We start from the raw sequence: 25102 nt of genomic DNA, 5'->3' as shown, positions 1-25102 counted from the left end.
CCGTTAGGCGGGGAGAGCGACCGGCACGAGCGAGGAGCAGCGCATGACGGCATGGATGGTACGGACGGGACACGGTCCGGCGCACCCGAATTCGGGGCGCCCGAGGACGGCGGGACGTGAGGGCGACGCGATGTCGCGGGGCCGAGGGGTCTCGCTCGTCCCGGGCGTGCTGGCGGGCACGGCGGCTCTGCTGACCCTGGCCTGCGGCATCGGTGTCGCCCACGGGACGGACGGCGGCGGTCACGGCGCGCACGGGACTCCCTCGGCGGGGGCATCGGCGGGGGGCTCGGGGGTCTCGGCGCGGGAGCCGGGCGGCGGTGGAGACCCGAGTCGCACGGTCGACGTCGCCGCCGTGGGCGGCGGTTCGTGGATGCGGGCCACGGGGGTGTTCTCCCCGCCCGGTTCCTTCGTGCCGTCCGACGCTCTGACGTACGACACCCGGCTCGTGCCGGCGGGTGCGCGGATCGAGGTCACACAGCTCGTGGATCCGTCCGGCACCCGGGTCGGAGCGCGGCTGCGGGGGCTGGTGCCCGGCCGTGCGTACGGGATGCATGTGCACACCTCGCCCTGCGGCGCCGATCCCGTCGCCGCGGGGCCCCACTACCAGCACCGCCCGGCTGCGACCGCGGACCCGGTCAACGAGGTGTGGCTGGACTTCCGGACGGACGAGGAAGGCGACGGGCGGGCGGAGGCCGTGCACGACTGGGGCTTCCGGGAGGACGGGGCGCGGTCGGTGATCATCCATGACCGGCAGGGCGGTGCGGGGGAGCGGGCAGCGTGCTTCACGGTGCCGTTCGGGCCCCAGGGGAGGGAGTGACGGGCCTCCGCGCAGTCGGGCGGACCACCACGGTGCCCGGCGGTGCCCCGCTCCTCCGCGTCACCGGGAGGCCGCGGGGCACCGCCGTACGTCTCGTCCCCGGCTCTCCGCGCGAGGAGGCCGCCGCCGGGCGCCGCCGGGCACAGCCGGGTCGGACCGGGCGCGGGTCGGACCGGGTGGTGGGCCCGACCGGGTGGTGGGTCAGACCGGGACGGTCGGGGTCTTGTCGTGCCGGGGTGCGCCGTCGGTGGCGGCCGAGGTGGTGCGCGAGCCGAAGAAGCGGTCCAGAGCGACGGTTCCCGGGCCGGTGAAGACCAGCAGCAGGAACGCCCAGCAGAACATCGCCGCGAGCTCGCCGCCGTTCTGGAGCGGCAGGAAGGCTTCGGGCTGGTGCACCTTGAAGTACGCGTAGGCCATCGACCCCGAGGCGAGGAAGGCCGCGGCGCGGGTGCCCAGGCCCAGGGCGACCAGGGCCCCACAGACCAGCTGGATCAGAGAGGCGTACCAGCCGGGCCAGGTGCCCGTCTTCACCTGGTCGGCGCCGAGCACTCCGAAGAGGGTGGCGGCGCCGTGAATGGCGAAAAGCAGGCCGATGACAAAGCGGAAGAGGCTGAGAACGTAGGGCTGGGCCTGGTTCAAGCGGATCAGCATGGGGGGTCCTTCGGTCGTGGTGGGGACGTGAACCGATCGAGCGCAGGTTAGGGAGGCCTCACCAATACTTGCAACTTCAACATTCTGTCGAGTGGCCGAAAATCGCTTCACTCTCAGGGGTGAGTGAACGCTCAAGAACCACGTCGAGCTGGTCCCCCTGCTTGCTCGCCTTGGCCTGGACCAACGTCAGCGCAGACTTCCGGCCATGCAACGCGAGCGTCATGAGCTGGTTGCCGAACCAGGGTCCGCCCGCCCTGTGCCAGATCACCGGCGACGCTCCCGTGCGGCCGTGGCGGCTCAGCAACCGTCCGATCCGTCGGCCCGCCCGGCTCCAGCCGAAACGGAAACCCGTCCGGATCGACCGGGGGATGGAGTTGTGCACGGGTGAGCAGGTCAGCTGGAGGACGCGGGAGTCCGGGGCGCCCCGGGAGCCGGGAGCGGAACCGGCCTCGGGGTCGGAACCGGGTTCGGGATCGAACTTCGGCCACCGGGGCTCGGCGATATAGGCATGGTGCACATCGCCCGAGAGGACGCATACCGTCGCCGGGGCGTCCGGGCCGCTCCCCGCTTCCCGCAACAGCTCCGTGAACCGGTCGAAGGATTCCGGGAAAGCGGCCCAATGCTCCAGGTCGGACGCGCGGCGCAGCTTCTCGCCGAGGCGTGCCCAGCGCTGCCCGCGTACGCCCGCGCACAGGGCGGCGTTCCAGCGTTCCGCGTCGTGGACGAGTGGGGGCAGCAGCCACGGCAGGGAGCTGCCGATGAGCAGATGATCGTAGGAAGAGGGGTCGTCCAGGACCGCGTCCTGTAGCCAGGCGGCCTCGTCGGCGTCGAGCATCGCCCGCCGTTCCTCGGCCAGGACGCGGGCCGCTCGGGTGTCGACCATCACCAGCCGTACTCGGCCGAAAACACGCCGGTAGCTCCACCGGGTACGGGCGGGATCCGCGTCGGTCTCGGCGGCGAAGCGGCGCAGCGCCTCGGTGCCGTCGGGCGATGCTCTGACCGCCGCGTACACGGGGTCGGCGGCCAGTTCGACGGGGGAGAGATTGCCCAGGTGCTGGTGGACCCAGTACGACATCAGCCCGCTGACGATCCGTTCGTGCCACCAGGGCGTGGCGCGCATTTCACGCTGCCAGGCGGCGCTGGTGTTCCAGTCGTCGATGACGTCGTGGTCGTCGAAGATCATGCAACTGGGGACCGTGGAGAGCAGCCAGCGGACCTCCGGGTCGCGCCACGATTCGTCGTAGAGGTAGGTGTACTCCTCGTAGTCCGCGATCTCCGCGCCCGGCGGCTCGCGCAGGTCCCGGCGGGCGGCGAGTCTGCGCCGGGTCGCCCCGGAGGTCTCGTCCGCGTACACCTGGTCCCCGAGGAGCAGCAGGACGTCGGGCCGCTCGGCCGCCGGATCCGCGGCGAGGTGAGCGGCCAGGGTCACCAGGGCGTCCGGCCCCACGGGATCGTGCCCGCCGCCGGGGGCGGCCGCCCACCGGCACGACCCGAACGAGATCCGCACCGCGGCCGGCTCCGCCCCGGCGTCGCCCGGCTCCGGTCCGGCGTGACCCGGCTCCGGTCCGGCGTTCTCCGCCGCGCCCTCCGGTCCCGCCGCCGCGGGCGGCGTGGTGATGGTGCTCGGCGGGAGGCGGGTGTCGTCGGGCGGCCAGACGCGCCGGGACCCGATCAGCACGTCGTACGCCGTGGTGGAACCGGGGGTCAGCCCCTCCACGACGACCAGGGCGTAGTGGTGCCCGGCCACCGAGAAGGTGGGCGACGCCCCCGAGGCGCCGTCCGCGCACCGGACCTCCACGGTGCACGGACGGCTCGCCTCGACCCAGACGGTCGCGGTGCACCCGGACTCCCAGTCGACGTACCGCAGCAGTGGTCCCAGGCGCAGCCCGGCCATGTGATATCTCCTCGCGACGCCGTCACGGATGGGGTCCGTAACGTACAGAACGAAGGAGGAGCGCGCACGGGTCGGTTCCGGTGGGGTGGCGGCCGTGCGGGGGAGCCGGCGGCCGCCCGCAGTGGTCAGCAGCCGTTCAGGGCCGACTGCAGGGCGCTCTTCTCGGCGGAGTCGACGCTCAGGTTGTACTGCTTCTTGACGTGGACCCAGGCGCGGACGTAGGTGCACTTGTACGAGGAGCGCGGCGGCATCCACTCGGCCGGGTCCTTGTCGCCCTTGGACTGGTTAACGTTGTCGGTGACCGCGATGAGCTGGGGGCGTGTCAGGTCGTTGGCGAACGACTGGCGCTGGGCGGTGGTCCAGCCGCTCGCGCCGGAGCGCCAGGCCTCGGCGAGCGGGACCATGTGGTCGATGTCCACGTCGGAAGCGGCGCTCCAGGTGGCGCCGTCGTAGGGCGAGTACCACCTGCCGCTGACCGCGGCGCAGGAGGAGTCCTGCTGGACGTTGGTGCCGTCGCGCTTGAGGACGACCTCGCGGGTGTTGCAGGACCCCGACTGGGTGATCCAGTGCGGGAACTTGTCGCGGCTGTAGCCGCTGGACGAGCCCTCCGCGCCGACGGTGAGCTGGCCGAGGTAGGTGCGAGCGGTCGCCGCGCTGACCGGGGTGGGCATGGCGGCCTGCGCGCTCGGGGCGCTGAACAGGGTGGACGTGGCGGCGAGCGCGGCGGTCGCGGCGACGACGGAGAGGCGACGCGCGTAGATACCGGACATGCGAACTCCCTTGGTGTGGGGGGTGCTTGGGCGGGCGTGGGCAGGCCCGGCCATCGTGGCGACGCCAGATTTCCGTGAGGTGGGCGCCAGGTAACAGAGTGGCGACATGTGCACGTCACATCAAGGGGTGTGCAAGGGGAGTGAGGGGTCGCGGGAGCGCGCGGAACCGTTACGGAGAAGGCGTCCGGGGCGTGTTGGGCATCCGTCGGGGGCTCCGGGGGCGCTCGCGTTCCTGGTCGCGCGCCCCCAGCCGGCGGCCCAGGGGTGGGGGTGCCGGGTGGCCCAGGGGGGAGGGGCGAGAGGTGCGGGCCGGCAATGTGGGGGGAGGCGAGGGCGTGTGCCGAAGCCGCCGGGCGGAGAGGGCGGTCCTATCGTTGCCGCGTGCTGCTTCCGGTCTCCGTCACCCTCGGCGTCGTCCTCGCCGTCCTGCTGGTCCTCGCCGCCGCCGTCGCCGCGTGGGCCTCACTGGGCCGGTCGCGCGAGATCCTCGTCGCCGGGGTGCGGGCGGCCGTCCAACTCGCCGCCGTGTCCCTGCTCATCGGCTGGGTGGTCCGCTCCCTGGCACCGCTTCTCGGGTTCGTGGCGCTGATGTTCGCCGTGGCCGTGTGGACCGCGGGGCGCCGGATCACCGGCAATCGCACCTGGTGCTGGGCGGCGCTGCCGATCGGGGCGGGTGTGCTGCCCGTGCTGGGGGCGCTGCTGCTCACGGGGCTCGTGCCGGTCAAGGGCCTGGCGCTCATCCCGGTGGCGGGCATCCTCATCGGCGGGGCGCTCACCGCGACCGTGCTCGGCGGGCGGCGCGCCCTGGACGAACTCGCCGGGCGGCGCGGGGAGGTCGAGGCGGGCATGGCCCTCGGGCTGCTCGACCGGGACGCCCGGCTGGAGATCGTGCGGCCCGCGGCGTCGGACGCGTTGCTGCCCGGACTCGACCAGACCCGGACGGTCGGGCTCGTCACCTTGCCGGGGGCGTTCGTCGGCATGCTGCTGGGCGGCGCCTCACCCGTGGAGGCGGGCGCCGTGCAGCTGTTCGTCCTGGTGGCGCTGATGGCCGTTCAGGTGGTCGCCGTCGCGGCGGTCCTGGAGCTGGTCGCGCGCGGGCTGCTGTTCCGGGACTGATCCCCGCAAGCCGGCCCGGGCGGGTGTCTCAGGCCTCGCCGATGTGCAGGCGGATCGAGCCGTCCCCGGCCGCCTCCACGCGTACCCGCGTCAGATCCTCGACATGGGCGTCCGGCGAGAGGGCCGCGGCGCGCGGGCCGACGCCCACGACGCGCATGCCCGCCGCCCGGCCCGCCGCGATGCCCGCCTCGGAGTCCTCGAACACGATGCAGTCCGCCGCGTCGAAGCCCAGCTCCGCCGCGCCCTTGAGGAAGCCCTCGGGGTCCGGCTTGCTGGCGCCGACCTGCTCGGCGGTGACGCGGACGGCGGGCATCGGCAGCGCGGCCGCACCCATCCGGGCCGTCGCGAGCGCGGTGTCGGCGGAGGTCACCAGTGCGTGCGGCAGCTCGGCGATCGCGGCCATGAACGCGGGCGCCCCGCCGATCGGCACGACGCCCTCGACGTCGGCGGTCTCCTCGGCGAGCATCACCCGGTTGTCCGCGTAGTTCTCCTCGACCGGGCGGTCCGGGAGCAGTACGGCCATCGTGGCGTACCCCTGGCGGCCGTGGACCACCTTGAGGGCGGCCTCGGGGTCCAGACCGTGCTCGACCGCCCAGCGCCGCCAGCAGCGCTCCACCACCGCGTCGGAGTTCACGAGAGTGCCGTCCATGTCCAGCAGGAGGGCTCGGGCGGTGAGGACGGTGGGAGGCATCGGCTGCTCCAGAACGCGGGGAGGTGTGCGAACAGCCCGGGTGCTCCTGCCGCGGGGCATGACGTACACGGGCTGCGAAGGTCCGCGGTACGAGGTGTGCGGTACCGCGTGCGGTAAGGCAGAGCAACCCCCGCCCGCCGGTCAGGGAGTGCGGGCGGGAGCTACTTTGTTCCATCACGATACAAAAACCGGGGCGGGAACGCCAATCCCTCTGCGGCGCGGCCGGGCTCAGTGGTGCCCGCGCCCGCTCGTCTCCTTCTCCAGCGCGCGCCGCGTGTTCGGTCCGTACACGCCCGTCGGATCTCCCTCAATCGCCTTGTACGACTGGTAGATCGCCACGGAGTACGCCACCTGGTCGCTGTAGTTCCCGTCGGCCGGCCCCGGGTAGAGCCATTCCCCGACGGTCCTGAGCCTGCTCTGCAGCTCGACGACCTCCGGGCCGCGGTCGCCGGGCCGCAGCGAAGAGGCGGCCAGCCCCGGGGGCCGGTCGGAAGTCGATGCGCTGACCGTCGGCGTGGGCGACGCGCTCGCCTCCGGCGACGCGGACGCGGTGGCTGTCGCGGTCGCGGCGGGCTTCCGGCTCTTCGTCGGCGAGGCGGACGGGGAGGGTGACGCGGACGGCGGGGCCGAGGGGGGTCGCGTACGGGTCGGAGTGGCCGACGCGGAGGGGGAGGGGGCGACCGACGCGGCCGGTTCGTCCTCAAGGTCCGGGGCGCTCGTGGTGGCCTCCGGCAGCGCCTCGTCCTTGCCGGCGTCACCGCCGAACAGCCCGCCGGCGAAGGCCGCCGTGCCGACCACCGCGGCCACGGCCACCCCCGTGGCGAGAGCCCCGAAGGGGCGCCTGCGGCGAGGCCGCACCGGGTCGGGGGCGGAAGCGGGGGTCGCGCCCGCAGTGCGCCGTCGGCTTTCGTCCGGCACGGCGTACGGGGCACCGCCCGGAGCACCGCCCGGAGCACCGCCCGTGCCCGCGTCCGGGCCCCCGCCGCCCAGGAACAGCGGCATCGTGGCCGCCGCCCCCTCCCAGGCGCCGGACCCGGGCCGGGGCTCCCGCTCCCCGAACCCGTCCCCGCGCCCGCCGCCGCCCGCACCCTCGGCCCGGGAGGCCCCGGAGTCCCCGGAGCCCCCGGCGTCCTCGGCGGAACCGGCGTGGTCCGTCAGCGTCACGTACGGCCGGATGCGCAGCGGGTCGAAGTCCTCGGCCGCGGCGATCTCCGCCGTACGGGCGGCGCGCTGTTCGTCCTCCGTGAGCTGCGCCGAAGGCGCGCCGGCGCCGCACCGGCACGGCGTCCGGTGCTCCGTGCCGGGCTCCCCGGCCATCCGTCTCCCGCACTCCGGGCATGCGTGTCCGGTCATCGTGGGTCCCCTCCCCTTGAGCTGCCTGCGATTATGCAGCCCGCTCCGGGGGAGCCCAGCGGCCTGCCGGGGTCATGGCCCGCCCCTGGCAGGCCATAACGGGACGAAACGTCCAGGATGGGGGTGTAGTGGATCAGTGCGTCAGCGCGTCGGCGCACCAGCGGATCGAGGAGACGTCCATGGCCCACCAGCTGAGCCCGTCACCCCCGGCGCCCGGCGAGGGGCAGTCCCACCGGAGCGTCCTGGTGGCGATCGGGGCGCTGCTCCTCGGCATGCTGCTCGCGGCACTCGATCAGACCATCGTCTCCACGGCGCTCCCGACGATCGTCAGTGAGCTCGGCGGCCTCGACCACCTGTCCTGGGTGGTGACCGCCTACCTGCTGGCGGCGACCGCGGCGACCCCGCTGTGGGGGAAGCTCGGCGACCAGTACGGCCGCAAGAAGCTCTTCCAGACCGCGATCGTGATCTTCCTGGTCGGCTCCGCGCTCTGCGGAGTCGCCCAGAACATGCCCCAGCTGATCGGCTTCCGGGCCCTCCAGGGACTCGGCGGCGGCGGACTCATGGTGCTGTCGATGGCGATCGTCGGCGACCTCGTCACCCCGCGCGAACGCGGCAAGTACCAGGGACTCTTCGGTGCGGTCTTCGGCGTGACGAGCGTCCTCGGGCCGCTCCTCGGCGGCTTCTTCACCGAACACCTCAGCTGGCGCTGGGTCTTCTACATCAACCTGCCGATCGGCGTCGTCGCGCTGGGCGTCATCGCGGCCGTCCTGCACATCCCCGTCCGCCGCGAGAAGCACACCATCGACTACCTCGGCACCTTCCTCATCGCGTCCGTCGCCACCGCGCTGGTGCTCGTCGCCTCCCTCGGCGGTACGACCTGGGCCTGGAGCTCTCCGCAGATCATCGGACTGGCGGTGCTCGCCGTCGTGCTGCTCGTGGTCTTCATCGCCGTCGAACGGCGCGCGGCCGAGCCCGTACTGCCGCTGAAACTGTTCCGGATCAGGACCTTCAGCCTCGTCGCCGTGATCAGCTTCGTCATCGGCTTCGCCATGTTCGGCGCGATGACCTACCTGCCGACGTTCCTCCAGGTGGTCCACGACATCACCCCCACGATGTCCGGCGTGCACATGTTGCCGATGGTGTTCGGCCTGCTGATCACCTCGACCGGGTCCGGCCAGATCGTCAGCCGGACCGGCCGCTGGAAGGTCTTCCCGATCGCGGGCACGGCCGTCACCGCCGTCGGGCTGCTGCTGCTCCACCAGCTCGACGAGAACAGCTCCACCTGGCTGATGAGCGCCTTCTTCTTCGTCTTCGGCGCCGGTCTCGGCCTGGTGATGCAGGTCCTCGTCCTGGTCGCCCAGAACTCCGTCTCCTACCCGGACCTCGGGGTCGCCACCTCCGGCGTGACGTTCTTCCGGTCCATCGGCTCCGCGTTCGGCGTGGCCGTCTTCGGGACCATCTTCGCCAACCGGCTGACCGGGCAGCTCACGGACGCGCTGGCCGGGCAGTCGCTGCCGTCGGGCGTCGACGCGGGGCGGCTGGCCGCCGACCCCCGGGCCATCGGACAGCTCCCCGCCGATCTGCGGCCCCCCGTCCTCGGCGCGTACTCCACCTCCATCACGGACGTCTTCCTGTACGCCGTCCCCGTCGTCCTCCTCGCGTTCGTCCTCGCCTGGTTCCTCCGCGAGGACAAGCTCCGGGGCTCGGTCACCGCCCCCGACACCAGCCAGACGCTCGCCTCCAACCCCGTCGAACGCTCCTCGTACGACGAGTGCGCCCGCGCCCTGTCGGTGCTCGCCACCCGGGAGGGCCGCCGCGAGATCTACGAGAAGATCACCGCGCGGGCGGGGTACGACCTGCTGCCCGCCGCCAGCTGGCTGCTCCTGCGGATCAAGCGGCACGGCACCGTCGAACCAGCCCGGCTCGCCGAGACGACCCCCGTACCGCTGCACGTGATCACCGATGCGGCCCGGCAGGTCGAGGAGCGTGGCCTGGCCCGCCGGGAGGGCCTGCAGATGATCCTCACCGACACCGGGGCCGAGGCCGTCGTCCGGCTCTCGCAGGCCCGCGAGGACTCCCTCGCCGAACTCCTCGGCGACTGGTGGGGTCCCGAGCGCCCCACCGACCTGGTCAGACTCGTCAGCGAACTGACCGCCGAGGTCAGCGGCTCGGCCAGGGAGCGCCCCCACTCCCCGCAGCCTCCCCGCGACCACGAGGCCCACCTGCGCCAGGACGAGCGCGAGGCCCACCACCGGAGCCCCGACGAGCGCGAGGACCACGGCCGCCGCCACCCGCCCGCCTGAGCACCCGGCGCCACGGCACCGCCTGGCAGAGCGCCCGGCGCCACGGCACCGTCCGGCAGAACCGTCCGGCAGAACGGACGCCGTCGTCACAGCTCCTTGGCGAACCAGCGCTCCGCGTACGGGTTGCGGCGGTGGAACGACGGCACCTCCCGGTACCCGTGCTTCGTGTACAGCCCGCGCGCCTCGACCAGGTCGTGGCGGGTGTCCAGCCGCAGCAGCCGTACGCCGTACGCCCTCGCCGCCTCCTCCACCGCGGCCAGCAGCAGCCCGCCGCCGCCCGTGCCCCGGAACGCCGGGCGCACGTACACCCGTGTCAGCTCCGCCGTGCCCGGCCCGGCGGACTCCGTCAGCACCAGCCCGGCGCAGCTCGCGGCCTTGCTCCCGTACCGGCCGACGACGAACTGCCCGGTCGGCGGTGCGAGCAGCTCGGCTCCGTCGCCGTCGAGCCCGTCGTCGATCTCCGCGGCGGTCGCGGGCCGCTGCCAGTAGCGGCTCGCGACCTCGTCGTAGTAGTCCCGGCGCAGCGCGCTCGCGTCGGGGGAGTCGAATCGTTCGGCGGTCACGGTCCAGGTCATGGGGAGCATTCTTGCTGCCGCGCGGCCGAACGACGATGCGAATTACCCGCAGGGGGCAGCAGTGACTGACGTGTCCGTGACAGGGCCGACGGGACTGACAGGGCCGGGGCCGGGACCGGGGCAGGGACCACGACCGCGACCGCAACCGCGACCGGGACCGGGACCGTGGCGGGCGTGGCCCCGGCCCGGCCCCGGCCGCGGTCCGAACACCTGAGTCGCCCGGGGGCTTCCGAGGCCCGGGCCCCTAACGCCCGGGAGGGGCCGACTTGTCATCCCGGCGGACGACTTCTTCCGGACCGAAGCAGGATGACAGTCAGGCAAAGAGGGGGTTGATTGTGTCTACCTCGTAGGGCAATGCGAGGCTTCATCCGGCATGGCCCCACTCGAAGGGGCGATGCATGGAACGGTGGGAGGGTCGGCGCAGCGTGGCGAATGCGGATCACAGTGTGCGCGGGGACGCGGCGGCGGACACGGGAGCGAGGGCCGGGCTGATCCGGGCCCTCCTCTGGCTGGTCGTGGCCGCGCTGGCGGTACGGCAGGTGGCGGTGGTGCTCCGGCGGCCACCGGGGGAACGGCTCCTCGGTCTGGAGAGCTGGATCGGGGAGAACGGGGCCCTTCAGGTGACGGGCTCGCTGTACGACAGCGGCCGGTTCACCGGCACGCCCTTCGCCGGGCTGGTGCTGCAACCTCTTGCCGGTTCGGGCCCGGTGGAGGCCTTGGGCGTCGCGTGGACGCTCGGGTCCCTGCTGCTCGTCGTCGCCCTCGGTCTCGTCGCCGCCCGGGCCCTGCCCTCGCCGGTGGGCCACCGGACGGCCCAGCTCGCGGCCCCCGTCGCGATCAGCCTGCTCCTGCTGTCGCTGCCGGTCCGCAACGCCCTGCACCTGGGCCAGACCAGCATCCTGCCCGTCCTGCTGGTACTCCTGGCCTGGTTCGTCGTCCGGGAGCACCGGGCGGCGGGCGTTCTCGTCGGCCTCGCCGCCGCCCTCCAGCCGGTGCTGCTGCTCTTCGCCGCCCTGCTCTGGCTGACCGGGCGGCGGCAGGCGTCGGTGAGCGCGGGTGCGACCTTCGCCCTCGCCACGGTCGCCGCCTGGGCCGCGTCGCCGCAGGACTCGTGGACGTACTGGGTGCATCATCTCGCGGGCGTCGGCCTGGGGGAGCGGCCGGACAGCCTCGCCAACCAGTCCCTGCACGGGGCGCTGCTCAGGCTCGGACTCGAAGGCCCCGTGGAGATCGCCCTGTTCCTGGTGCTCTCCGCCGCGGTCGTGGCCGTCGGACTGCGGCGCGCGGTGCGGTACGCGCGGGACGGGCAGTTGCTCCTCGCGGTGGCGGTGACCGGCTGTGTCGTGGTCGCCGTCTCGCCGACCGCCTGGCAGCACCAGCTGCTCTGGGTGCTCCTCGCGGTCGTCGGAAAGGTCGGCAAGCGGGCCTCCGACCGGCTGGTCTGGCCGTCCGTGGTGCTGCTGGTCGTCACCCTGCCGGGAACGATGCTGCTGCCGAACATCGAGGCGCTCTTCCCGGTACGGGACAACGTGCTGCTCCTCGCGGCGCTCGGCGCGGCCTGCCTCGCCCCGTTCGTGCCCCGCACCTCGCCGTACTGGCAGCACCCGGTCCCCACCGACTACGCGAAGCCGGTCGCGGCGCGCTGGAGACGCGTGCCGCTCCTGCCGTTCTGGCGCCGGGTCCTCACCCGCCCCAACCTGCTGCTGGAACTCCTGCTCATCCGGGTCGTCTACGACGCCTACGCCCAGGTCCGTCTCGCCGCCAGGGCGGGCCGCCCGCTCGCCGAGGAGCACGGCCGGCAGATCCACGCCATCGAGCAGTGGCTGCACATCGACATCGAACACTGGGTCAACCACACGGTCGTGCAGATCACCTGGCTGCGTGAGTTCTTCGACTACTACTACTCCACGTTCCACTTCATCGTCCCGCTGACGATCCTCGGCGTGCTGTACGCGCGGCGTCCCGCCGACTACCGCTGGGTCCGCTCGTCCATCGGCTTCGCCACCCTGCTCGCGCTGGTCGGCTTCTGGCTCTACCCCCTCGCCCCGCCCCGGCTCATGCCCGGCCTCGGCTTCATCGACACCGTCCACGGGGTGCAGGACTTCGCGAAGCCCGACTACGGGACGCTGACCACCGTCACCAACCAGTACGCGGCGATGCCGTCGCTGCACTTCGGCTGGTCGCTGTGGTGCGGTGTGGTGATCGTGATGCTGGCCCCGAAGCTCTGGATGAAGGCGCTCGGCCTGCTGCACCCGCTCTTCACGATCGCCGCGATCGTGGCCACCGCCAACCACTGGGTGCTCGACGCGGCCGGTGGCGCGCTCGTCGTCGCGATGGGCTTCGGGCTGACGTACCTGCTGTCGGGGCCGCGGAAGCTCCTGACCGGCCAGGAGGGGCCGACGGAAACCGCCCGGCCGACGCCACAGCCCGTCGAGGCCGCCCCCGCCCCCGGACCCGGGCCCGCCCCCGGACCCGGGCGCGGAGCGGAGGCCGGGGCGGGCGACGCGAACACCGAAGTGGCCGAGAAGGTCGGCGGCAAGTAGGCGGCAAGCAGGCGGCACACGGCACGGGCCGGCCGCGCCGCGCCGCGCAGAGCAGGCCGAAGGGGTGCCGGAACGGCCGGAAGACCGTTCCGGCACCCCTTCGGTGGATCGCCGCGTTTCTTCATGGTCCGCCCGGCCGGCGCCGCCCGCCACCCGGATGGCGCGCCGGGTCGCCCAGCACCGTTCGGTGTCAGGTGGCCGCGACCGTGGTCACCAGAGGAAGGCCTCAGCTCCCGGGCTCACCGAACACGGCGCGCGCGTCGAAGGCGGCGCGGCGGGTGGCCCGGCGCAGCGCCTTCAGCAGGGTCGGGCCGAGCGTGAGGGTCAGGACCACCGTCAGCACCGCCCGCCCCAGGTCCCAGCCCAGCGAGGTCGCCGCGCAGTAGGCGAGGAAGCGCACCAGGTTCTCGTGCAGCGGGTCGCCCGCGACGAACGAGATCCCCGACCCCAGCCCGGCGATGAGCGGCCAGCCCTGCAGGTTCATCACCGTGCCGTACGCGAACGCCGCCACGCAGCCGTACGCCGCCAGCATCGCCCGCTCCGCCCGCCCGCGCAGCCGGTCCGCTCCCGGCAACAGGCCCGCGCCCATGGTGAACCAGCCCATCGACAGCATCTGGAACGGCATCCACGGCCCCACCCCGCCCGTCAGCAGCGCCGAGGCGAACATGGTCACCGACCCGAGCACGAAGCCGAAGCCGGGACCCAGCACCCGGCCGCTCAGCACCATCAGGAAGAACATCGGCTCCAGGCCCGCCGTCCCCGCGCCGAGCGGGCGCAGCGCCGCCCCGACCGCCGCCAGCACCCCGAGCATCGCGACGGCCTTCGCGTCCATGCCGGACTCGGAGATCGTCGCCACGGCCACCGCGACGAGCAGCGGCAGCAGCGCCGCGAACAGCCAGGGCGCGTCCCGCGCGTGCGCGAGCCCGGACCCGGCGTCCGCCAGCAACGGCCACCCGAAGGCGACGACACCGACGGCCCCCGTCAGCAGCAGGACGGCGACCGACTTCGGCCCGAGCCGCACCGGCCGGGCCGCCCGTTCCCGTACCTCCCCCGTACCGCTCACGCTTCCACCCCCAGCGCACCGCGCACCTGCGACACGGTCAGCCACTCCTGCGGGGCGAGGATCTTCGCCGTCTGTGGGGCGAACGCGGGGGAGGAGACCACGACCCGCCCGGTCGGGCCGTCCGCGACGACCTCGCCGTCGGCGAGGATCACCACCCGGTGCGCCAGCTCGGCCGCCAGCTCCACGTCGTGCGTCGCCAGGACGATCGCGTGCCCCTCGGCCGCCAGACCGCGCAGCACGCCGACGAGCCGGGCCTTCGCCGCGTAGTCCAGGCCCCGCGTCGGCTCGTCCAGCAGCAACAGCGGCGGGCGGCCCGTCAGCACCAGCGCCAGGGCCAGGGCGAGCCGCTGGCCCTCGGAGAGGTCCCGGGGGTGGGTGTCGTCCCCGACGCCCGGCAGCAGCTCCGACACCAGCGCCCGGCAGGAGCCCTCCGCCGCGCCCGCGTCCCGGTCGGCGGCGGCGCACTCGGCTGCCACCGTGTCCGCGTACAGCAGATCGCGCGGCTCCTGCGGTACGAGGCCGACCCGGCGCACCATCGCCCGGGGGTCCGTCCGGGCCGGGGCCAGGCCGCCGACGCGCACGGTGCCCGACGCGGGCTCGACCATGCCGACGAGCGCGCCGAGCAGCGTGGACTTGCCGGCCCCGTTGCGGCCCATCAGGGCCACCGTCTCGCCCGGGGCCACGGTGAGCGTCACCCGCCGCAGCGCCTCGATCCGGCCGCGCCGCACCCCGAGCCCGTCGACCCGGGTGATCGGATCGGTGACAGGGGCGTCCGCGCCCGGCGCCTCGGCCTTCCGGCCCAGCAGCCGGGCCCACCGTCCGGGCCGGGGCCGCTCCGGAGCGATCAGGACGGGCGCCCCGGGGACCCCCGAGACCTCCGGGGGCGCGGGCGGCGACGTGTCCGCCAGCCGCTCCCGCAGCCCGCCCGCCCCGCGCCGGGCGTCCCGTACCGACAGGGGCAGCGGGTCCCAGCCCGCGAGCAGTCCCAGCTCGGCCACCGGCGGCCGTACCGGCGACACCTTCATGATCTCGGCGGGCGGCCCCATCACGGGGGCGGCGCCCGGGGCGGGCAGCAGGATGACCTGGTCCGCGTACTGCACCACGCGCTCCAGCCGGTGCTCGGCCATCAGCACGGTCGTGCCCAGGTCGTGCACCAGCCGCTGGAGCACCGCGAGGACCTCCTCGGCCGCCGCCGGGTCCAGCGCGGAGGTCGGCTCGTCCAGCACCAGCACCCTCGGGTGCGGGGTGAGCACCGAACCGATCGCCACCCGCTGCCGCTGGCCGCCCGACAGGGTCGCGATCGGCCGGTCGCGCAGCTCGGCCAGGCCCAGCAGATCGAGCGTCTCCTCGACCCGGCGGCGCATCACGTCCGGGGCCAGACCCAGCGACTCCATGCCGTACGCGAGCTCGTCCTCGACGGTGTCCGTGACGAAGTGCGCGAGCGGGTCCTGTCCCACCGTGCCGACCAGATCGGCCAGTTCGCGGGGCTTGTGCGTCCGCGTGTCGCGGCCGCCCACCGTGACCCGGCCCGAGAGCAGCCCGCCCGTGAAGTGCGGGACGAGCCCGGAGACCGTACCGAGCAGCGTCGACTTGCCGACACCGGAGGGGCCGACGAGCAGGACGAGTTCGCCCTCGGGGACCGTGAGGTCGACCCCGGACAGCGTGGGGTGCTCCGTGCCCTCGTACCGCACGGAGACCCGCTCGAACCTGATCACGCCTGCTCCTTGCCGATACGAGCCTGATTCCCGCCCCCGTGGGAGGACGGCTTCCCGTCCCCGGGCGAGGGTTTCCCGGTTCCGTACGCGGACGGCTTCCCGGCCCGGCGCGCGGACGGGGGGACGGGGGCGACCAGCGCGGGCACCAGCCCGACCAGCACCGCCGCCGCGGGCCACAGCGGCAGCACCGGCGCGGCCAGCGGTACGACACCGGGGCGCAGCGGCCCAGGAGCCACCGCACCCGCCCAGATCATCGCCGCCGCGACCACCCCGCCCGAGCACGCCACCAGCCAGGCCCGGGCGCCCCACCGGTCCGGCCGGTAGCGGGTACGCACCGAGCGCCGCCCGCCGAGCCGCAGCCCGGCCATCGCCGCGACCAGACCGGCCAGCAGCAACGGCAGCCCGTACACCGCCCCCTGCGCGGCCAGCAGCCCGTACGCGCCGGCGCACACCCCGAGCAGCCCGCCCAGGGTGAGGGCGTTCGTGGTGTGCCGGACGGCGGCCGGGACCCGGGCGGTGCGCCCGTATCCGCGCGCGTCCATCGACGCGGCCACCGCCACCGACCGCTCCAGCGCCCCCTCCAGCACCGGCAGCCCGATCTGCGCCACGGCCCGCACGCCCCCGGTCGGCCGGCCACGCAGCCGGCGCGCGGTGCGCAGCCGGACCACGTCGGCCACCATGTTCGGCGCGAACGTCATGGCGACCACGACGGCGACGCCCGCCTCGTACAGCGCACCGGGCAGCGACTTCAGCAGCCGCGCCGGGTTGGCCAGCGCGTTCGCCGCGCCGACGCAGATCAGCAGAGCGGCCAGCTTGAGCCCCTCGTACAGCGAGAAGACCAGTTGCTCGGCGGTGACCCGGCCACCGATCCGCACGCCCTGCGCCCAGTCGGGCAGCGGCAGTTCGGGGAGGGCGAACACCGTGTGGGAGCCGGGGATCGACGAACCGAGGAAGACGGAGAACAGCAGACGCAGCGCCACGACGAACAGCCCGAGCTTGACGAACGCGCCGTACGAACGGGCCCACGGCGCATCCGTGCGGCGCGCCGCCACCACATAGCCCGCGACCCCGACCAGCAGCCCGAGCAGCAGAGGGTTGGTCGTCCGGGACGCGGCGGTGGCAAGACCCAGCGCCCACAGCCACCACGCCCCGGCGGGCAGCGCGTTGCCGCGGTCCGCCTCGGGGGCGCGCAGGACACGGCGCGGCAGCCGGGCCGGCGCCGGGGCGGGGGAGGCGGTCACCGGCGGCGGCGGGCCTGGATCACCGCGGCGACGCCCAGCAGCAGAACGACGCCGCCGCCGACGAGGAGCCCGACGGACGGACCGCCGCCACCGTCTCCGCCGTCCTGGGCGGTCTCCGAGGCGTCACCCGTCTCCGAGGCGTCACCCGGCTTCGAGGCGTCACCCGGCTTCGAGGCGTCGCCCGTCTTCGAGGAGGAGGGCGTCTCCGAAGGCGGGGACGGCTTCGCGCTGACGTCCTCGCCGGACACCTGCTCGCCGCAGCCCGCCTTCGGGTAGCCGGAGATCGCGCAGAGCATGGCGCTGCTGTCGTACCGCAGCGGCTTCGCCACCGCGGCGAGCGCCTCCGCGCTGCTGGCGTCCGGGGCGACCCGCGCGCACGCCGTGCGCGGGGCGGGCGGCTCCTCCCGGCCCGGGGCGTCCGCCGCCGTACCGGGGTCGATCACCAGCGCCACCCGCTTCCGCCCGTCCTTCGCCGGGGTGCCCGCGCAGATCGCCCCGAAGTCCGGGGCGCGGCGCGGCTGCGCGGCATCGCCCGAGTCCTCGCTCACGGCGAACCGGAAGCCCTGGACCGCACCGTCGTCCGGTCGCAGCAGCGACGGCCCCTGGGTGGCGTACTCCCAGTTCTTGCCGTTGCCCTCCCAGAAGGACCAGTAGCGGTACCCGGCGGCCTCCGCGCTTCCCGCGCCGAGCAGGACGGCCGAGGCGGCGACCAGGGCGGCCAGCAGGGCGACGAAGGGATTCCGCACCCGCGTGACGAGGGGATTCCGCACCCGGGTGACGAGGGGGTTCCGCAGCCGGACGACGCCGGGATTCCGCAGCGCCGGGACCGGCGTACGCCTCACGGCTGCTGCTTCTTCCGGCGCATGCTGAGCAGGAAGCCGATGCCCGCGCCGAAGACGAGGCCGATGCCGATCAGCCACCCGAGACCCAGCCCGCTGTCGTCGCTGCTGGTGCCGCTGGAAGGTTGCGGACCGGTCGGCGTGGGCGAGGGGAGGGCGGTGGCGGCCGGGGAGGGGCCCATCGTGTTGAGCTGCTTGACGAGGTCGACCCCGCCGAAGCTACGGGCGTCCGCGCCGGTGGCGTGCGCCGCGAGGATCAGCTGCGCGGTGGCGGCAGGGCCGCCCTGCTTCGCCCAGCCCGTGGCGTTCTTCTGCAGCCAGGCGACGGATGCCTCGGCCTTGTCCGTGTGCCCGGAGGCGGCGAGCGCGACGACCGCGTCCGCGGTGTTGCCGTAGTCGGGCTGCGGTTCGGTGTCCTCGGCGCCCGGCATCGGGGCCTGCTCCAGGTACGGCGACTTCTTCAGGGTGTCCGCGAGGAAGGAGGAGCCGTTCTGCGCGGTCTGCTCCGGGCTGAGGCCGTCGCCCTTCGTGCAGGAGGGGTCCTTGACCGCGTTGGACGTGCCGGCGGCGATGCCCTTGCCCATCAGACCGAGCACCGAGGCCGCGGTGGCGTCCAGGTTGGCGGTCAGCTCGCCCTTCTTGCCCGGCTGATACGCGAACGCGCCGCCGTCCTTGTCCCCGCAGGGGATCGCCAGGGACTGGAGGGCGGTGTACGGGGTCTTTCCGTCGGCGGTGGTGACCTCGTTGATCGGGACTCCGGTCCGGGCGAGCGCGCCGATCACGATGGACGTGGAGTTCGCGTCGCTCGGGCTGCCGGGGTTGTAGCCCCAGCCGCCGTCCTCGTTCTGCACGGACTTCAGCCAGTCCGCGCCGTTGTTCGCGGCGTCGCGGTGCTGGTTGATCTCGACGAGGGCCTGTACGGCGATGGCGGTGGCGTTGGTGTCCATCACCGTGGAGGCGTCACAGGGCTCGGCGGCGTCGCGGTACGAGGTGAACGCCCCGCTGTAGCACTGCTGCCCCACCAGCCAGTCGACGGCGGCGGTGGCCGGAGTGACGTACTCGATCTTCTGCGCGAGGAAGGCCAGCGACTGCCGCCACACCCCGTCGTACGTGGGGTCCGTGGTGCCGTAGAGCCCGGCCGGCAGATCCGCCGACGGGGAGGGACTCGGCGCGGCGACCGCTACAGGCGCGGCCGCGCCCAGGAGCACGGCGGTGGTCGCGAGCGCGGCTGCGCTGCGGCGTACGGTCATGGCTGGCTGGGCCTCTCCTGCGAGGGCCGGACTCCCCGGGCGCACGAAGCCCCGGGCCCCGGCCCCGTATGCCTCGACGGTGCCGGCCACCGGGGTTCCGGTGGCCCGAGCCGGTCACGCTCCGCGGAGGGCGGTCCGGCTGCCGTCGGACGGACGGGTCACGGCTGGGGCGCTGCGCCGGATTCGCACCGGCTTCCCCCTGTACGGGCATGATGACGACCTGCCCACTCTACCGGTCCGTGGCCGAGGGGCCGGGGGTGCGGCCGGGGGTGTGCGCCACGACGGTGACCGGGACGGCGGCGTACGTCACGGGGCCGAGGCTTCCGGGGCTCGCGAGCGCTTCCGACGGGTTCCGAGGGCTCGCACACGCCGCGAGGCACGTCACCGGGGGCCCGCCCGGCACGGCCTCCGCGCGCGGCCGGGCTGCACGAGCCGCCGCGGACGGGCCTCGGCCAAGGACGTGCCGGTCGTGCGGGTGTGACCGCACGACCGGCACGCCGTGCCCGGGCGGTGCGGTCAGACCGCCGGCTCCCCCTCGGCCTTCGGCCCGAGCAGCCCCTCCGGCGCCCGCCGCAGCGCCCGGATCGCCGGGACGCTGAGCATGACGGCCAGCAGGACGAACGACATGACCGACGAGAAGATCAGCACCTCGTTCGCGCCGAACGCGTCCGCCGCCGGGCCCGCCAGCGCGCGGCCGAGCGGGATGACCATGATGGAGCCGGCGACGTCGTACGCGGAGACGCGGCTCAGCACCGTCAGCGGGATGTGCGACTGGACGCTCGTCGCCCACATCACGCCCCAGAACGCGAAGCCGTAACCCGCGATCACATGGGCGACCGCCGTGGCCGCGAAGGACCATTCCAGGGCCGGCGCCAGGGGGTTGAGCGCGAAGCAGAGCATGGCCAGCGCGCCGGCCACGAGCGGACGTCGCGGGCGGACCCGCATGCCGATGAGGCCGCCGATGATCGTCCCCGCGCCGTCCGCCGAGGCGATCCAGCCGTACCCGCTCGCCCCGTGCTGCTCGATCATCAGCGCCGCGCCGAGCGGCAGCGCGGGCCCGAACACGAACAGGCCGTAGACGGACCAGACCGCGATGACACCCCACAGCCACTGGCGGGACCGGAACTCCTGCCAGCCCGTCGCCAGCCTGCGCCACATCGGGGCGTCGCCCTCGTCGCGGACCGTGTGGAGCTTCCGCAGGGGCAGCAGGACCGCCGCGCTGAGCGCGTACGCCGCCGCGATGACCAGGTACGAGCCCGAGACCTGCCAGTACGCGACGAGGATGCCCGCCAGGCCGGGGCCGAGCAGCGTGCTCAGGGCCTCGGATATGCGCAGCAGCGCGTTGGCCTTCTGGATGTCCTCGGCGACCCGGGGGACCATGCTCGCCATACCGGGCTGGAACATCGCGGTCGCGGCGCCGCTGAGCGCCATCAGCGCCATGATCTGCCACAGCGGGACGCGGTCGGAGAAGAAGAGCAGAGCGGCCATCGTGATCATGGCCAGCATCCGCACCAGGTCGGCGCAGATCATCATCAGCTGCGGGGTGAACCGGTCGGCCAGCACCCCGCCGAACAGCACCAGCAGGACGATCGGGGTCATCCACGCGGCCAGCGCGTAGCCGACACCGCTCGCCCCGTGGCCGGCTCCCAGCACGGCCGTGGTGAGGGAGACCATCAGCATGCCGTCGGCCAGCAGCGACGCGCTGCGGGCCGTGAAGAAGAGCCGGAACCGGCCCGACCGCCAGGGGCTGGGCAGCGAGGGGGGCTTCTGCTGGAGGGTCGTGTCGTCAACGCTCATGTCGTACCTGCCGGCTTCTGCCGGTCCCTTCCTCGATGATCTGCAGCCGACGCCAGGCGTCGCTCCGGTCCGCTTCGGCCGGCGGGCTCTCGACGAGCACGTAGCGGTGGGGTGCGAGGACGCCGGTGCCGCCGTGGGCGGGGACCTCGGCCATCAGCGCCGCGTGGGCCCCGGCCGGGGTCAGAGCCGTGTCGCCCCGGGCGATGTACGCCGTGAGCCCCGGCGGCGATCCCGCGCCGGAGTCCGCCTCGACGTGGACCGGGAGACCGCCCAGCACCCCGGACAGCGCCTTCCCCACGGCCGCCGGCGATACCCAGCAGCCGTCCACGCGGGTCCAGCCGGGGCCGCGCTCGGCAGGCCCGACGCCTGTCACGGCGGTGAGCGAGTCCAGCGGTACGTCCCGGTCGGCGGCGGCCTCCAGCAGGAGGACCAGGCCGGAGAGGAAGCCCTCCGCCTCGTCCGCGGTGAACAGGGCGGGGTCGGCCCACAGGGAGATGTGGAGCCGGGGCGCCGTCTCGTACGTGAACGCCAGCATCCGCGTCGGCAGCGCCTGGAACGGGCCCCAGGACAGCTCCGGTTCGGCGTCGCCGGCGGCGGCGGGCGCGGTGGACAGGAGGGTGGCGGGAAGCACACTGACGTCGTTGAAGACCACGTCCCGCGCGAAGTGGCTGCCGCGTTCCCCGGTGACCCGGTCGATCATCTCCCACAGGCGTACGGAGTCGAACTGGCTGTGCTTGTAGGCGTTGAGCGCCGCGCCCCAGGTCTTGCGGACCAGGGTGTCGAAGGTGGGGACCCGGACGTCCAGGCAGAGCAGCGCGTCCTGGGACAGGGTGTTCACCGACCGGGCGCTCCTGGCGTGGAACCGGTTGGAGGTCGGCACGGCGGTGACGCAGGAGTCCTGGCCCGCCCGGTGGGCCACCAGCGCGCACCAGGCCGCGAGCAGCACGGTGGCCTCCGGGTTCCCGGTGCGCCCGGCCGCTCCGGCGAGGGCCCGTGCGCCCCGCCGGGAGCGGAGCGTGAGCTGGCGGGCCCGGCCGTCCGCGCCCGCCGCACGCGGCTCGGCGAACATCTCCTGCGGTTCGGTGCGGATGATCCGCTCCCAGTACCGCAGCGAGGCCTCCGACTTCCGCTTCCCGGTGGGGGAGGCCTCCTCGGCGGCCAGGTCGAGCGGGGCGAAGGAGGCCGGGGCGGGGAGTTCCTCCCCGGCCAGCAGGGCGAGGAACTCCTCCCGCAGGACGGCCAGCGCGCTGCCGTCCGTCACCGCGTGACTGGACGCCAGGGCGACGTGGACCGGCACGCCCCGGAGCGTGAGCAGGGAGATCCGCAGGGGGAACTCCCGGGCCAGGGCGAAGCGGCCGGCGCGGGCCGCACGGGCCACCGACTCGGCGTAGCGCGCGGGCTCCCCGGGGAACTCCGTGTGGTCGAGGACCGTCACCGCGAACGTGCCCTCGGCCGCCACGACCTGCTCGACGGGCGCCGACCCGGGGGCGTGCGGAAACGTGGTGCGCAGCCCTTCGTGGCGCACGGCCAGAGTGCGCAGGGCGTCGGTGACGTCGTCCGGGCCGGCGCCCGGCGGGACGGCCCACACGTCGTGGTTGTTGATGTGCTCGGGGTCGTCCCGCAGGATGCAGCGGATCATGTTGGCCTGGCCCATGGTCAGGGGGCCTCGGCGCTCGTCACCGCCCGCGTAGGCGACGGTGACGGTACGCGAAGTGGGCGGGGTACGAGGGGTGTCCAGGTGCATGGTGTCCTTGCCGGCTGCGGGGTTCATCGGTTCACGGCCCGGACACCCGCGGGGCCCGTCTCCGCGCTCGCACGGGTCAACGCCTCCCAGTGGTCCATCAGGAGGGCGAAGTCGGCCATGTCGTCGTGGGCCTCGTCCAGGAGCCGGGAGCGGCGTTCGACGAGGACGTCGGCGACCGTCTTGTAGCGGTCTCCGAGCCGCCGGTAGGCGTCGTCGAGGACGTCGAGGCGGTGGGCGCTCGACGCCCGGTCGAGGCCGGTGCTGTCCCGGACGAACCCGGCGACCTCGGAGGCCCGGATGTGGCCGTCGGCGTCGAGCAGCGCGTCACCCGCCGCCGCCGTCCTCGCGTACACGGCGTTGAGATACGCCTTGGACAGCAGGAACTTCACGAAGCGCAGCTGGTACGCGAGGAACCCCTCGTCCGTACGCCGTTCCGCCGTGTGGAAGTTGACGATGTGCCGGTTGTGCTGGATGCCGGGCATCCTCGCGTCGTGGAGGAGGTGGATCAGGAAGTAGTCGCTGCCGATGGTGTCGGTGGCGGGCGGCAGCGGGACGCGGCGGTACACCTCGTGGTCGAGGGCGATGTTGCACATGTCCACGCGCATCGGGCTGACGGGAGCGAGAAGGGTGCGGTCGCCGTCGAACGTGGTGTCCCCGGCGCCCCGGAAGGACTCGTCGATCAGGTGCCCGCGCCAGATCTCCGGGTATCCCTCGGGTATCGACAGGCCGATGAGTTCGCGGTACGTGTCCGGGTCGAGGTCGCGGATCTCCGCCACGTCCACCGACATCTCGCCCACGAAGGAGCCGCCGGCCATCGTCACCCGCCGGTCCCCGGCCCCCGGCGGCAGCTTGCTCCGGGTCGCCGACGCGCGTACGTCATCGGCCCGTTGGCCCAGACAGCTGAGCTCCTGGTGGAGAGGGAAGACCGGTGCGCCGTCGAGGTGCTGGTAGCGGCTGTCGGAGTCCCGGCGGTGGACGGACGTGCAGCCGAGGGCCTGGGCGAGGAGGAACGCCCGGTTGGTGCAGGCTCCGTAGGAGAGGCGGGACGGCAGCATCAGCTCCAGCAGCCGGTCCGGCGGAGCCCCGCCGGACCGGCCGATCACCTCACGCAGGAAGGCCCGTTGCTCGTCCTCGTCGAGGTGGTGGACGGTCACACCGGGCGACGGAGGCAGCGCGGCCACCGCATTCCGGTGCTCGGCGAGCACCGGCCCGGGGGAGGAGTCCAGAACCAGCAGGTGCACCTCGGCGCCGAACTGCCGTGCCCCGTACGCCGCTTCCGCGCCGACCGCCGCGATGGTGCCGGCGCAGGCCCGGTGGGTGGGCAGGGTCAGGCAGACGCGGTGCACGAGGGCTCCCCGCTCTGCGCGGCGGGTGCCAAGTCCTCGACCGGGTCCTGCCACGAGGCGAGCCCCAGCAGCCGGCTGCCCAGCGGGTTCAGCTCCGCCGTGGGATAGCGCTGGGACTCGGGCCGCACCGGGTCGCCGACCAGGGTGCGGTTCCAGCGCGGGGTGCGCAGGTGGCGCCAGGACTCCACGCGGGACTTGCGCAGCCGCTCGTGCTCCTCCAGCGCGGGCATCATCGACAGGTACTGCACGGCCCGCACTCCGTTCTCGGAGAGGTTGCGTGCCACTCCGTGGGCCAGCAGACCGTTCCAGATGAGGAGGTCGCCGGGGCGCAGATCCGGCCGTACGACGGGGAGTTCGTCCCGGTCGATGGCGGGGCGCAGGGGGTCCCGGTCCCCGGGCTGACGGGTCTTCCAGGTGTCGAACTGCCGGAAGAGCTCCGGGCAGCACTGGAATCCGCCCGTCTCCGGGCTGGTGTCGTTGAGGGCGATGATGCCCTGCACCCGCTGCGGCGGGACGGCGAGCGTGGTGTCGATGTCCCAGTGGAGCTCGATGTCGAAGCCCCGGTCCGTCGGCTCGATCAGGGCCCGGTCACGGTTGCCCCGGTTGGGCGGGTTGAGGTTGAGCCGGTCCAGGGTGACCCACAGCTCCTCGCAGTCCCATACGTCGACGAAGGCGTCGTACACCCGCTGCGACTGCCGGTTGTCCCACAGGAGCTGGTGGTGGTACGCCTCCACGAAGCCGTAGATGTGCAGTTGCTGGTCCAGCTCGGAGCGCAGCGGCCGGTCCTCGTACCAGCTTTCCGGCCGCTCGGGGTCCAGGCCTTGGAAGTCCCAGGTGAAGTCCAGCAGTTGGCGCGCCACCGGGGCCGGGATCGCTTCCCGGACGATGACGTAGCCGTACGTCTGCCAGTGGGCGAAGTCCTCCTCGGACAGCACCCGCAGCGGGCGCGACTTGTCGAGCTCCCGCAGGGCGGTCTGCGCGAGGTAGGCCTCGCCGTCCGCGCTGAAGTACGGGATGTCCGACGCGGCGCGATGCAGGCGGGGCCGACGTCGAGGGGTGGGTGTCGTCATGAGATTGATGGCAGGTCCTTCTCCTCGGCCGGCCGTGCGGCGACCCCGGGGGAGCGGGGCCGCCGCGGACGGCGGGACGGATGGCAGTGCCGTGACGGGAGGAGCCGTGAACACGTCGATCAGCAGGATTGGTCCAGACCGCCCGGACTGTCAAGTGCCATCCACATATGGGGATATGAGATGCCGTCTCGCACGCGATGGCCACGGAATCTAAACCCGGCGTTCGGTATTTTTGGTCTAGACAACAGGCGAGAGGCAGGCCTAATGTCCAGGGGTGCGGCCAGTTTCGTGACGGGGCGTCACCCCGTTTTCCGCTGCCCGTAC

At 73.7% G+C, this 25102-nt stretch carries 19 protein-coding genes; 4 read left to right on the top strand and 15 right to left on the bottom strand.

Annotation, left to right across the window (positions count from 1 at the left end):
- Positions 1-43 precede the first annotated feature (43 nt).
- Complete coding sequence (locus PSQ21_RS08555; protein ID WP_274029829.1) at positions 44-817, top strand: superoxide dismutase family protein; 774 nt, start codon at positions 44-46, stop codon at positions 815-817.
- Between the two features lie 201 nt (positions 818-1018).
- On the opposite strand, the gene PSQ21_RS08550 is transcribed toward PSQ21_RS08555, so the two are convergent.
- The 3 genes from PSQ21_RS08550 to PSQ21_RS08540 form a co-directional block, all read right to left on the bottom strand.
- A complete protein-coding gene (locus PSQ21_RS08550; RefSeq protein ID WP_274029828.1) occupies positions 1019-1468 on the bottom strand; it encodes a DoxX family protein in 450 nt (149 codons plus the stop codon).
- 76 nt (positions 1469-1544) lie between these two features.
- Entirely contained in the window at positions 1545-3362 is a 1818-nt protein-coding gene (locus tag PSQ21_RS08545; protein WP_274029827.1) for an alkaline phosphatase D family protein, read from the bottom strand.
- Positions 3363-3487: 125 nt separating this feature from the next.
- Positions 3488-4132, bottom strand: a complete 645-nt coding sequence (locus tag PSQ21_RS08540; protein WP_274029826.1) for an HNH endonuclease family protein — start codon at positions 4130-4132, stop codon at positions 3488-3490.
- A 381-nt stretch (positions 4133-4513) separates the two neighbouring features.
- Between PSQ21_RS08540 and PSQ21_RS08535 the strand changes: the two genes are divergently transcribed.
- Entirely contained in the window at positions 4514-5248 is a 735-nt protein-coding gene (locus tag PSQ21_RS08535; RefSeq protein WP_274029825.1) for an ABC transporter permease, read from the top strand.
- A 28-nt stretch (positions 5249-5276) separates the two neighbouring features.
- On the opposite strand, the gene PSQ21_RS08530 is transcribed toward PSQ21_RS08535, so the two are convergent.
- Both PSQ21_RS08530 and PSQ21_RS08525 read right to left on the bottom strand, forming a co-directional pair.
- Positions 5277-5939 (bottom strand): HAD-IA family hydrolase, encoded by a 663-nt coding sequence (locus PSQ21_RS08530; RefSeq protein WP_274029824.1) that lies wholly within the window; start codon positions 5937-5939, stop codon positions 5277-5279.
- Positions 5940-6167: 228 nt separating this feature from the next.
- Positions 6168-7292, bottom strand: a complete 1125-nt coding sequence (locus PSQ21_RS08525) for a peptidoglycan-binding domain-containing protein (RefSeq protein WP_274029823.1) — start codon at positions 7290-7292, stop codon at positions 6168-6170.
- 179 nt (positions 7293-7471) lie between these two features.
- On the opposite strand from PSQ21_RS08525, the gene PSQ21_RS08520 reads away from it, so the two are divergent.
- Positions 7472-9595 (top strand): MDR family MFS transporter, encoded by a 2124-nt coding sequence (locus tag PSQ21_RS08520; RefSeq protein WP_274035681.1) that lies wholly within the window; start codon positions 7472-7474, stop codon positions 9593-9595.
- Between the two features lie 86 nt (positions 9596-9681).
- Here the strand turns inward: PSQ21_RS08520 and PSQ21_RS08515 are convergent, their stop codons facing one another.
- Positions 9682-10170, bottom strand: coding sequence for a GNAT family N-acetyltransferase (locus PSQ21_RS08515; protein ID WP_274029821.1), 489 nt, complete (start codon positions 10168-10170; stop codon positions 9682-9684).
- Between the two features lie 398 nt (positions 10171-10568).
- On the opposite strand from PSQ21_RS08515, the gene PSQ21_RS08510 reads away from it, so the two are divergent.
- Positions 10569-12713 carry a bifunctional glycosyltransferase 87/phosphatase PAP2 family protein gene (locus tag PSQ21_RS08510; protein WP_274029819.1) on the top strand — a complete coding sequence of 715 codons (2145 nt, stop codon included), beginning with the start codon at positions 10569-10571 and terminating at the stop codon, positions 12711-12713.
- 226 nt (positions 12714-12939) lie between these two features.
- Here the strand turns inward: PSQ21_RS08510 and PSQ21_RS08505 are convergent, their stop codons facing one another.
- The 9 genes from PSQ21_RS08505 to PSQ21_RS08465 all read right to left on the bottom strand — a co-directional run bounded on the left by PSQ21_RS08505 (position 12940) and on the right by PSQ21_RS08465 (position 24778).
- Positions 12940-13776 (bottom strand): ECF transporter S component, encoded by an 837-nt coding sequence (locus tag PSQ21_RS08505; RefSeq protein WP_274029818.1) that lies wholly within the window; start codon positions 13774-13776, stop codon positions 12940-12942.
- A complete protein-coding gene (locus PSQ21_RS08500) occupies positions 13773-15491 on the bottom strand; it encodes an ABC transporter ATP-binding protein (RefSeq protein ID WP_274029817.1) in 1719 nt (572 codons plus the stop codon). Before PSQ21_RS08500 ends, PSQ21_RS08505 begins: the two co-directional genes overlap by 4 nt.
- Complete coding sequence (locus tag PSQ21_RS08495; protein ID WP_274029815.1) at positions 15488-16732, bottom strand: energy-coupling factor transporter transmembrane component T; 1245 nt, start codon at positions 16730-16732, stop codon at positions 15488-15490. The genes PSQ21_RS08500 and PSQ21_RS08495 overlap by 4 nt, the downstream gene beginning before the upstream one ends.
- Entirely contained in the window at positions 16729-17526 is a 798-nt protein-coding gene (locus tag PSQ21_RS08490) for an SCO2322 family protein (RefSeq protein ID WP_274035680.1), read from the bottom strand. Before PSQ21_RS08490 ends, PSQ21_RS08495 begins: the two co-directional genes overlap by 4 nt.
- A 44-nt stretch (positions 17527-17570) precedes the next feature.
- Positions 17571-18821 carry a prenyltransferase/squalene oxidase repeat-containing protein gene (locus PSQ21_RS08485; RefSeq protein ID WP_274029814.1) on the bottom strand — a complete coding sequence of 417 codons (1251 nt, stop codon included), beginning with the start codon at positions 18819-18821 and terminating at the stop codon, positions 17571-17573.
- 516 nt (positions 18822-19337) lie between these two features.
- Positions 19338-20618: an MFS transporter gene (locus PSQ21_RS08480; protein WP_274029813.1), complete on the bottom strand. Its 1281-nt coding sequence runs from the start codon at positions 20616-20618 to the stop codon at positions 19338-19340.
- Entirely contained in the window at positions 20608-22389 is a 1782-nt protein-coding gene (locus PSQ21_RS08475; RefSeq protein WP_274029812.1) for a condensation domain-containing protein, read from the bottom strand. The genes PSQ21_RS08480 and PSQ21_RS08475 overlap by 11 nt, the downstream gene beginning before the upstream one ends.
- Complete coding sequence (locus PSQ21_RS08470) at positions 22386-23708, bottom strand: DUF6271 family protein (protein ID WP_274029811.1); 1323 nt, start codon at positions 23706-23708, stop codon at positions 22386-22388. The genes PSQ21_RS08475 and PSQ21_RS08470 overlap by 4 nt, the downstream gene beginning before the upstream one ends.
- The gene (locus PSQ21_RS08465) at positions 23690-24778 is read right to left on the bottom strand and encodes a phytanoyl-CoA dioxygenase family protein (protein WP_274029810.1); all 1089 of its coding nucleotides are present in this window, start codon (positions 24776-24778) and stop codon (positions 23690-23692) included. The genes PSQ21_RS08470 and PSQ21_RS08465 overlap by 19 nt, the downstream gene beginning before the upstream one ends.
- Positions 24779-25102 lie beyond the last annotated feature (324 nt).

Origin of the sequence: Streptomyces sp. MMBL 11-1 (genome assembly GCF_028622875.1) — a bacterium.
Taxonomy (GTDB): Bacteria; Actinomycetota; Actinomycetes; order Streptomycetales; family Streptomycetaceae; genus Streptomyces.
The sequence above is the reverse complement of the archived record's forward strand: the minus strand, read 5'-3'. Positions and strand labels throughout refer to the sequence as shown.

Excerpts from the sequence above, each read along its gene's own strand:
- PSQ21_RS08465 (WP_274029810.1), bottom strand. The coding sequence starts at position 24,778 with ATGACGACACCCACCCCTCGACGTCGGCCCCGCCTGCATCGCGCCGCG.
- PSQ21_RS08540 (WP_274029826.1), bottom strand. The coding sequence starts at position 4,132 with ATGTCCGGTATCTACGCGCGTCGCCTCTCCGTCGTCGCCGCGACCGCC.
- PSQ21_RS08525 (WP_274029823.1), bottom strand. The coding sequence starts at position 7,292 with ATGACCGGACACGCATGCCCGGAGTGCGGGAGACGGATGGCCGGGGAG.
- PSQ21_RS08555 (WP_274029829.1), top strand. The coding sequence starts at position 44 with ATGACGGCATGGATGGTACGGACGGGACACGGTCCGGCGCACCCGAAT.
- PSQ21_RS08510 (WP_274029819.1), top strand. The coding sequence starts at position 10,569 with ATGGAACGGTGGGAGGGTCGGCGCAGCGTGGCGAATGCGGATCACAGT.
- PSQ21_RS08530 (WP_274029824.1), bottom strand. The coding sequence starts at position 5,939 with ATGCCTCCCACCGTCCTCACCGCCCGAGCCCTCCTGCTGGACATGGAC.
- PSQ21_RS08520 (WP_274035681.1), top strand. The coding sequence starts at position 7,472 with ATGGCCCACCAGCTGAGCCCGTCACCCCCGGCGCCCGGCGAGGGGCAG.
- PSQ21_RS08515 (WP_274029821.1), bottom strand. The coding sequence starts at position 10,170 with ATGACCTGGACCGTGACCGCCGAACGATTCGACTCCCCCGACGCGAGC.
- PSQ21_RS08480 (WP_274029813.1), bottom strand. The coding sequence starts at position 20,618 with ATGAGCGTTGACGACACGACCCTCCAGCAGAAGCCCCCCTCGCTGCCC.
- PSQ21_RS08550 (WP_274029828.1), bottom strand. The coding sequence starts at position 1,468 with ATGCTGATCCGCTTGAACCAGGCCCAGCCCTACGTTCTCAGCCTCTTC.
- PSQ21_RS08485 (WP_274029814.1), bottom strand. The coding sequence starts at position 18,821 with ATGACCGTACGCCGCAGCGCAGCCGCGCTCGCGACCACCGCCGTGCTC.
- PSQ21_RS08545 (WP_274029827.1), bottom strand. The coding sequence starts at position 3,362 with ATGGCCGGGCTGCGCCTGGGACCACTGCTGCGGTACGTCGACTGGGAG.
- PSQ21_RS08475 (WP_274029812.1), bottom strand. The coding sequence starts at position 22,389 with ATGAACCCCGCAGCCGGCAAGGACACCATGCACCTGGACACCCCTCGT.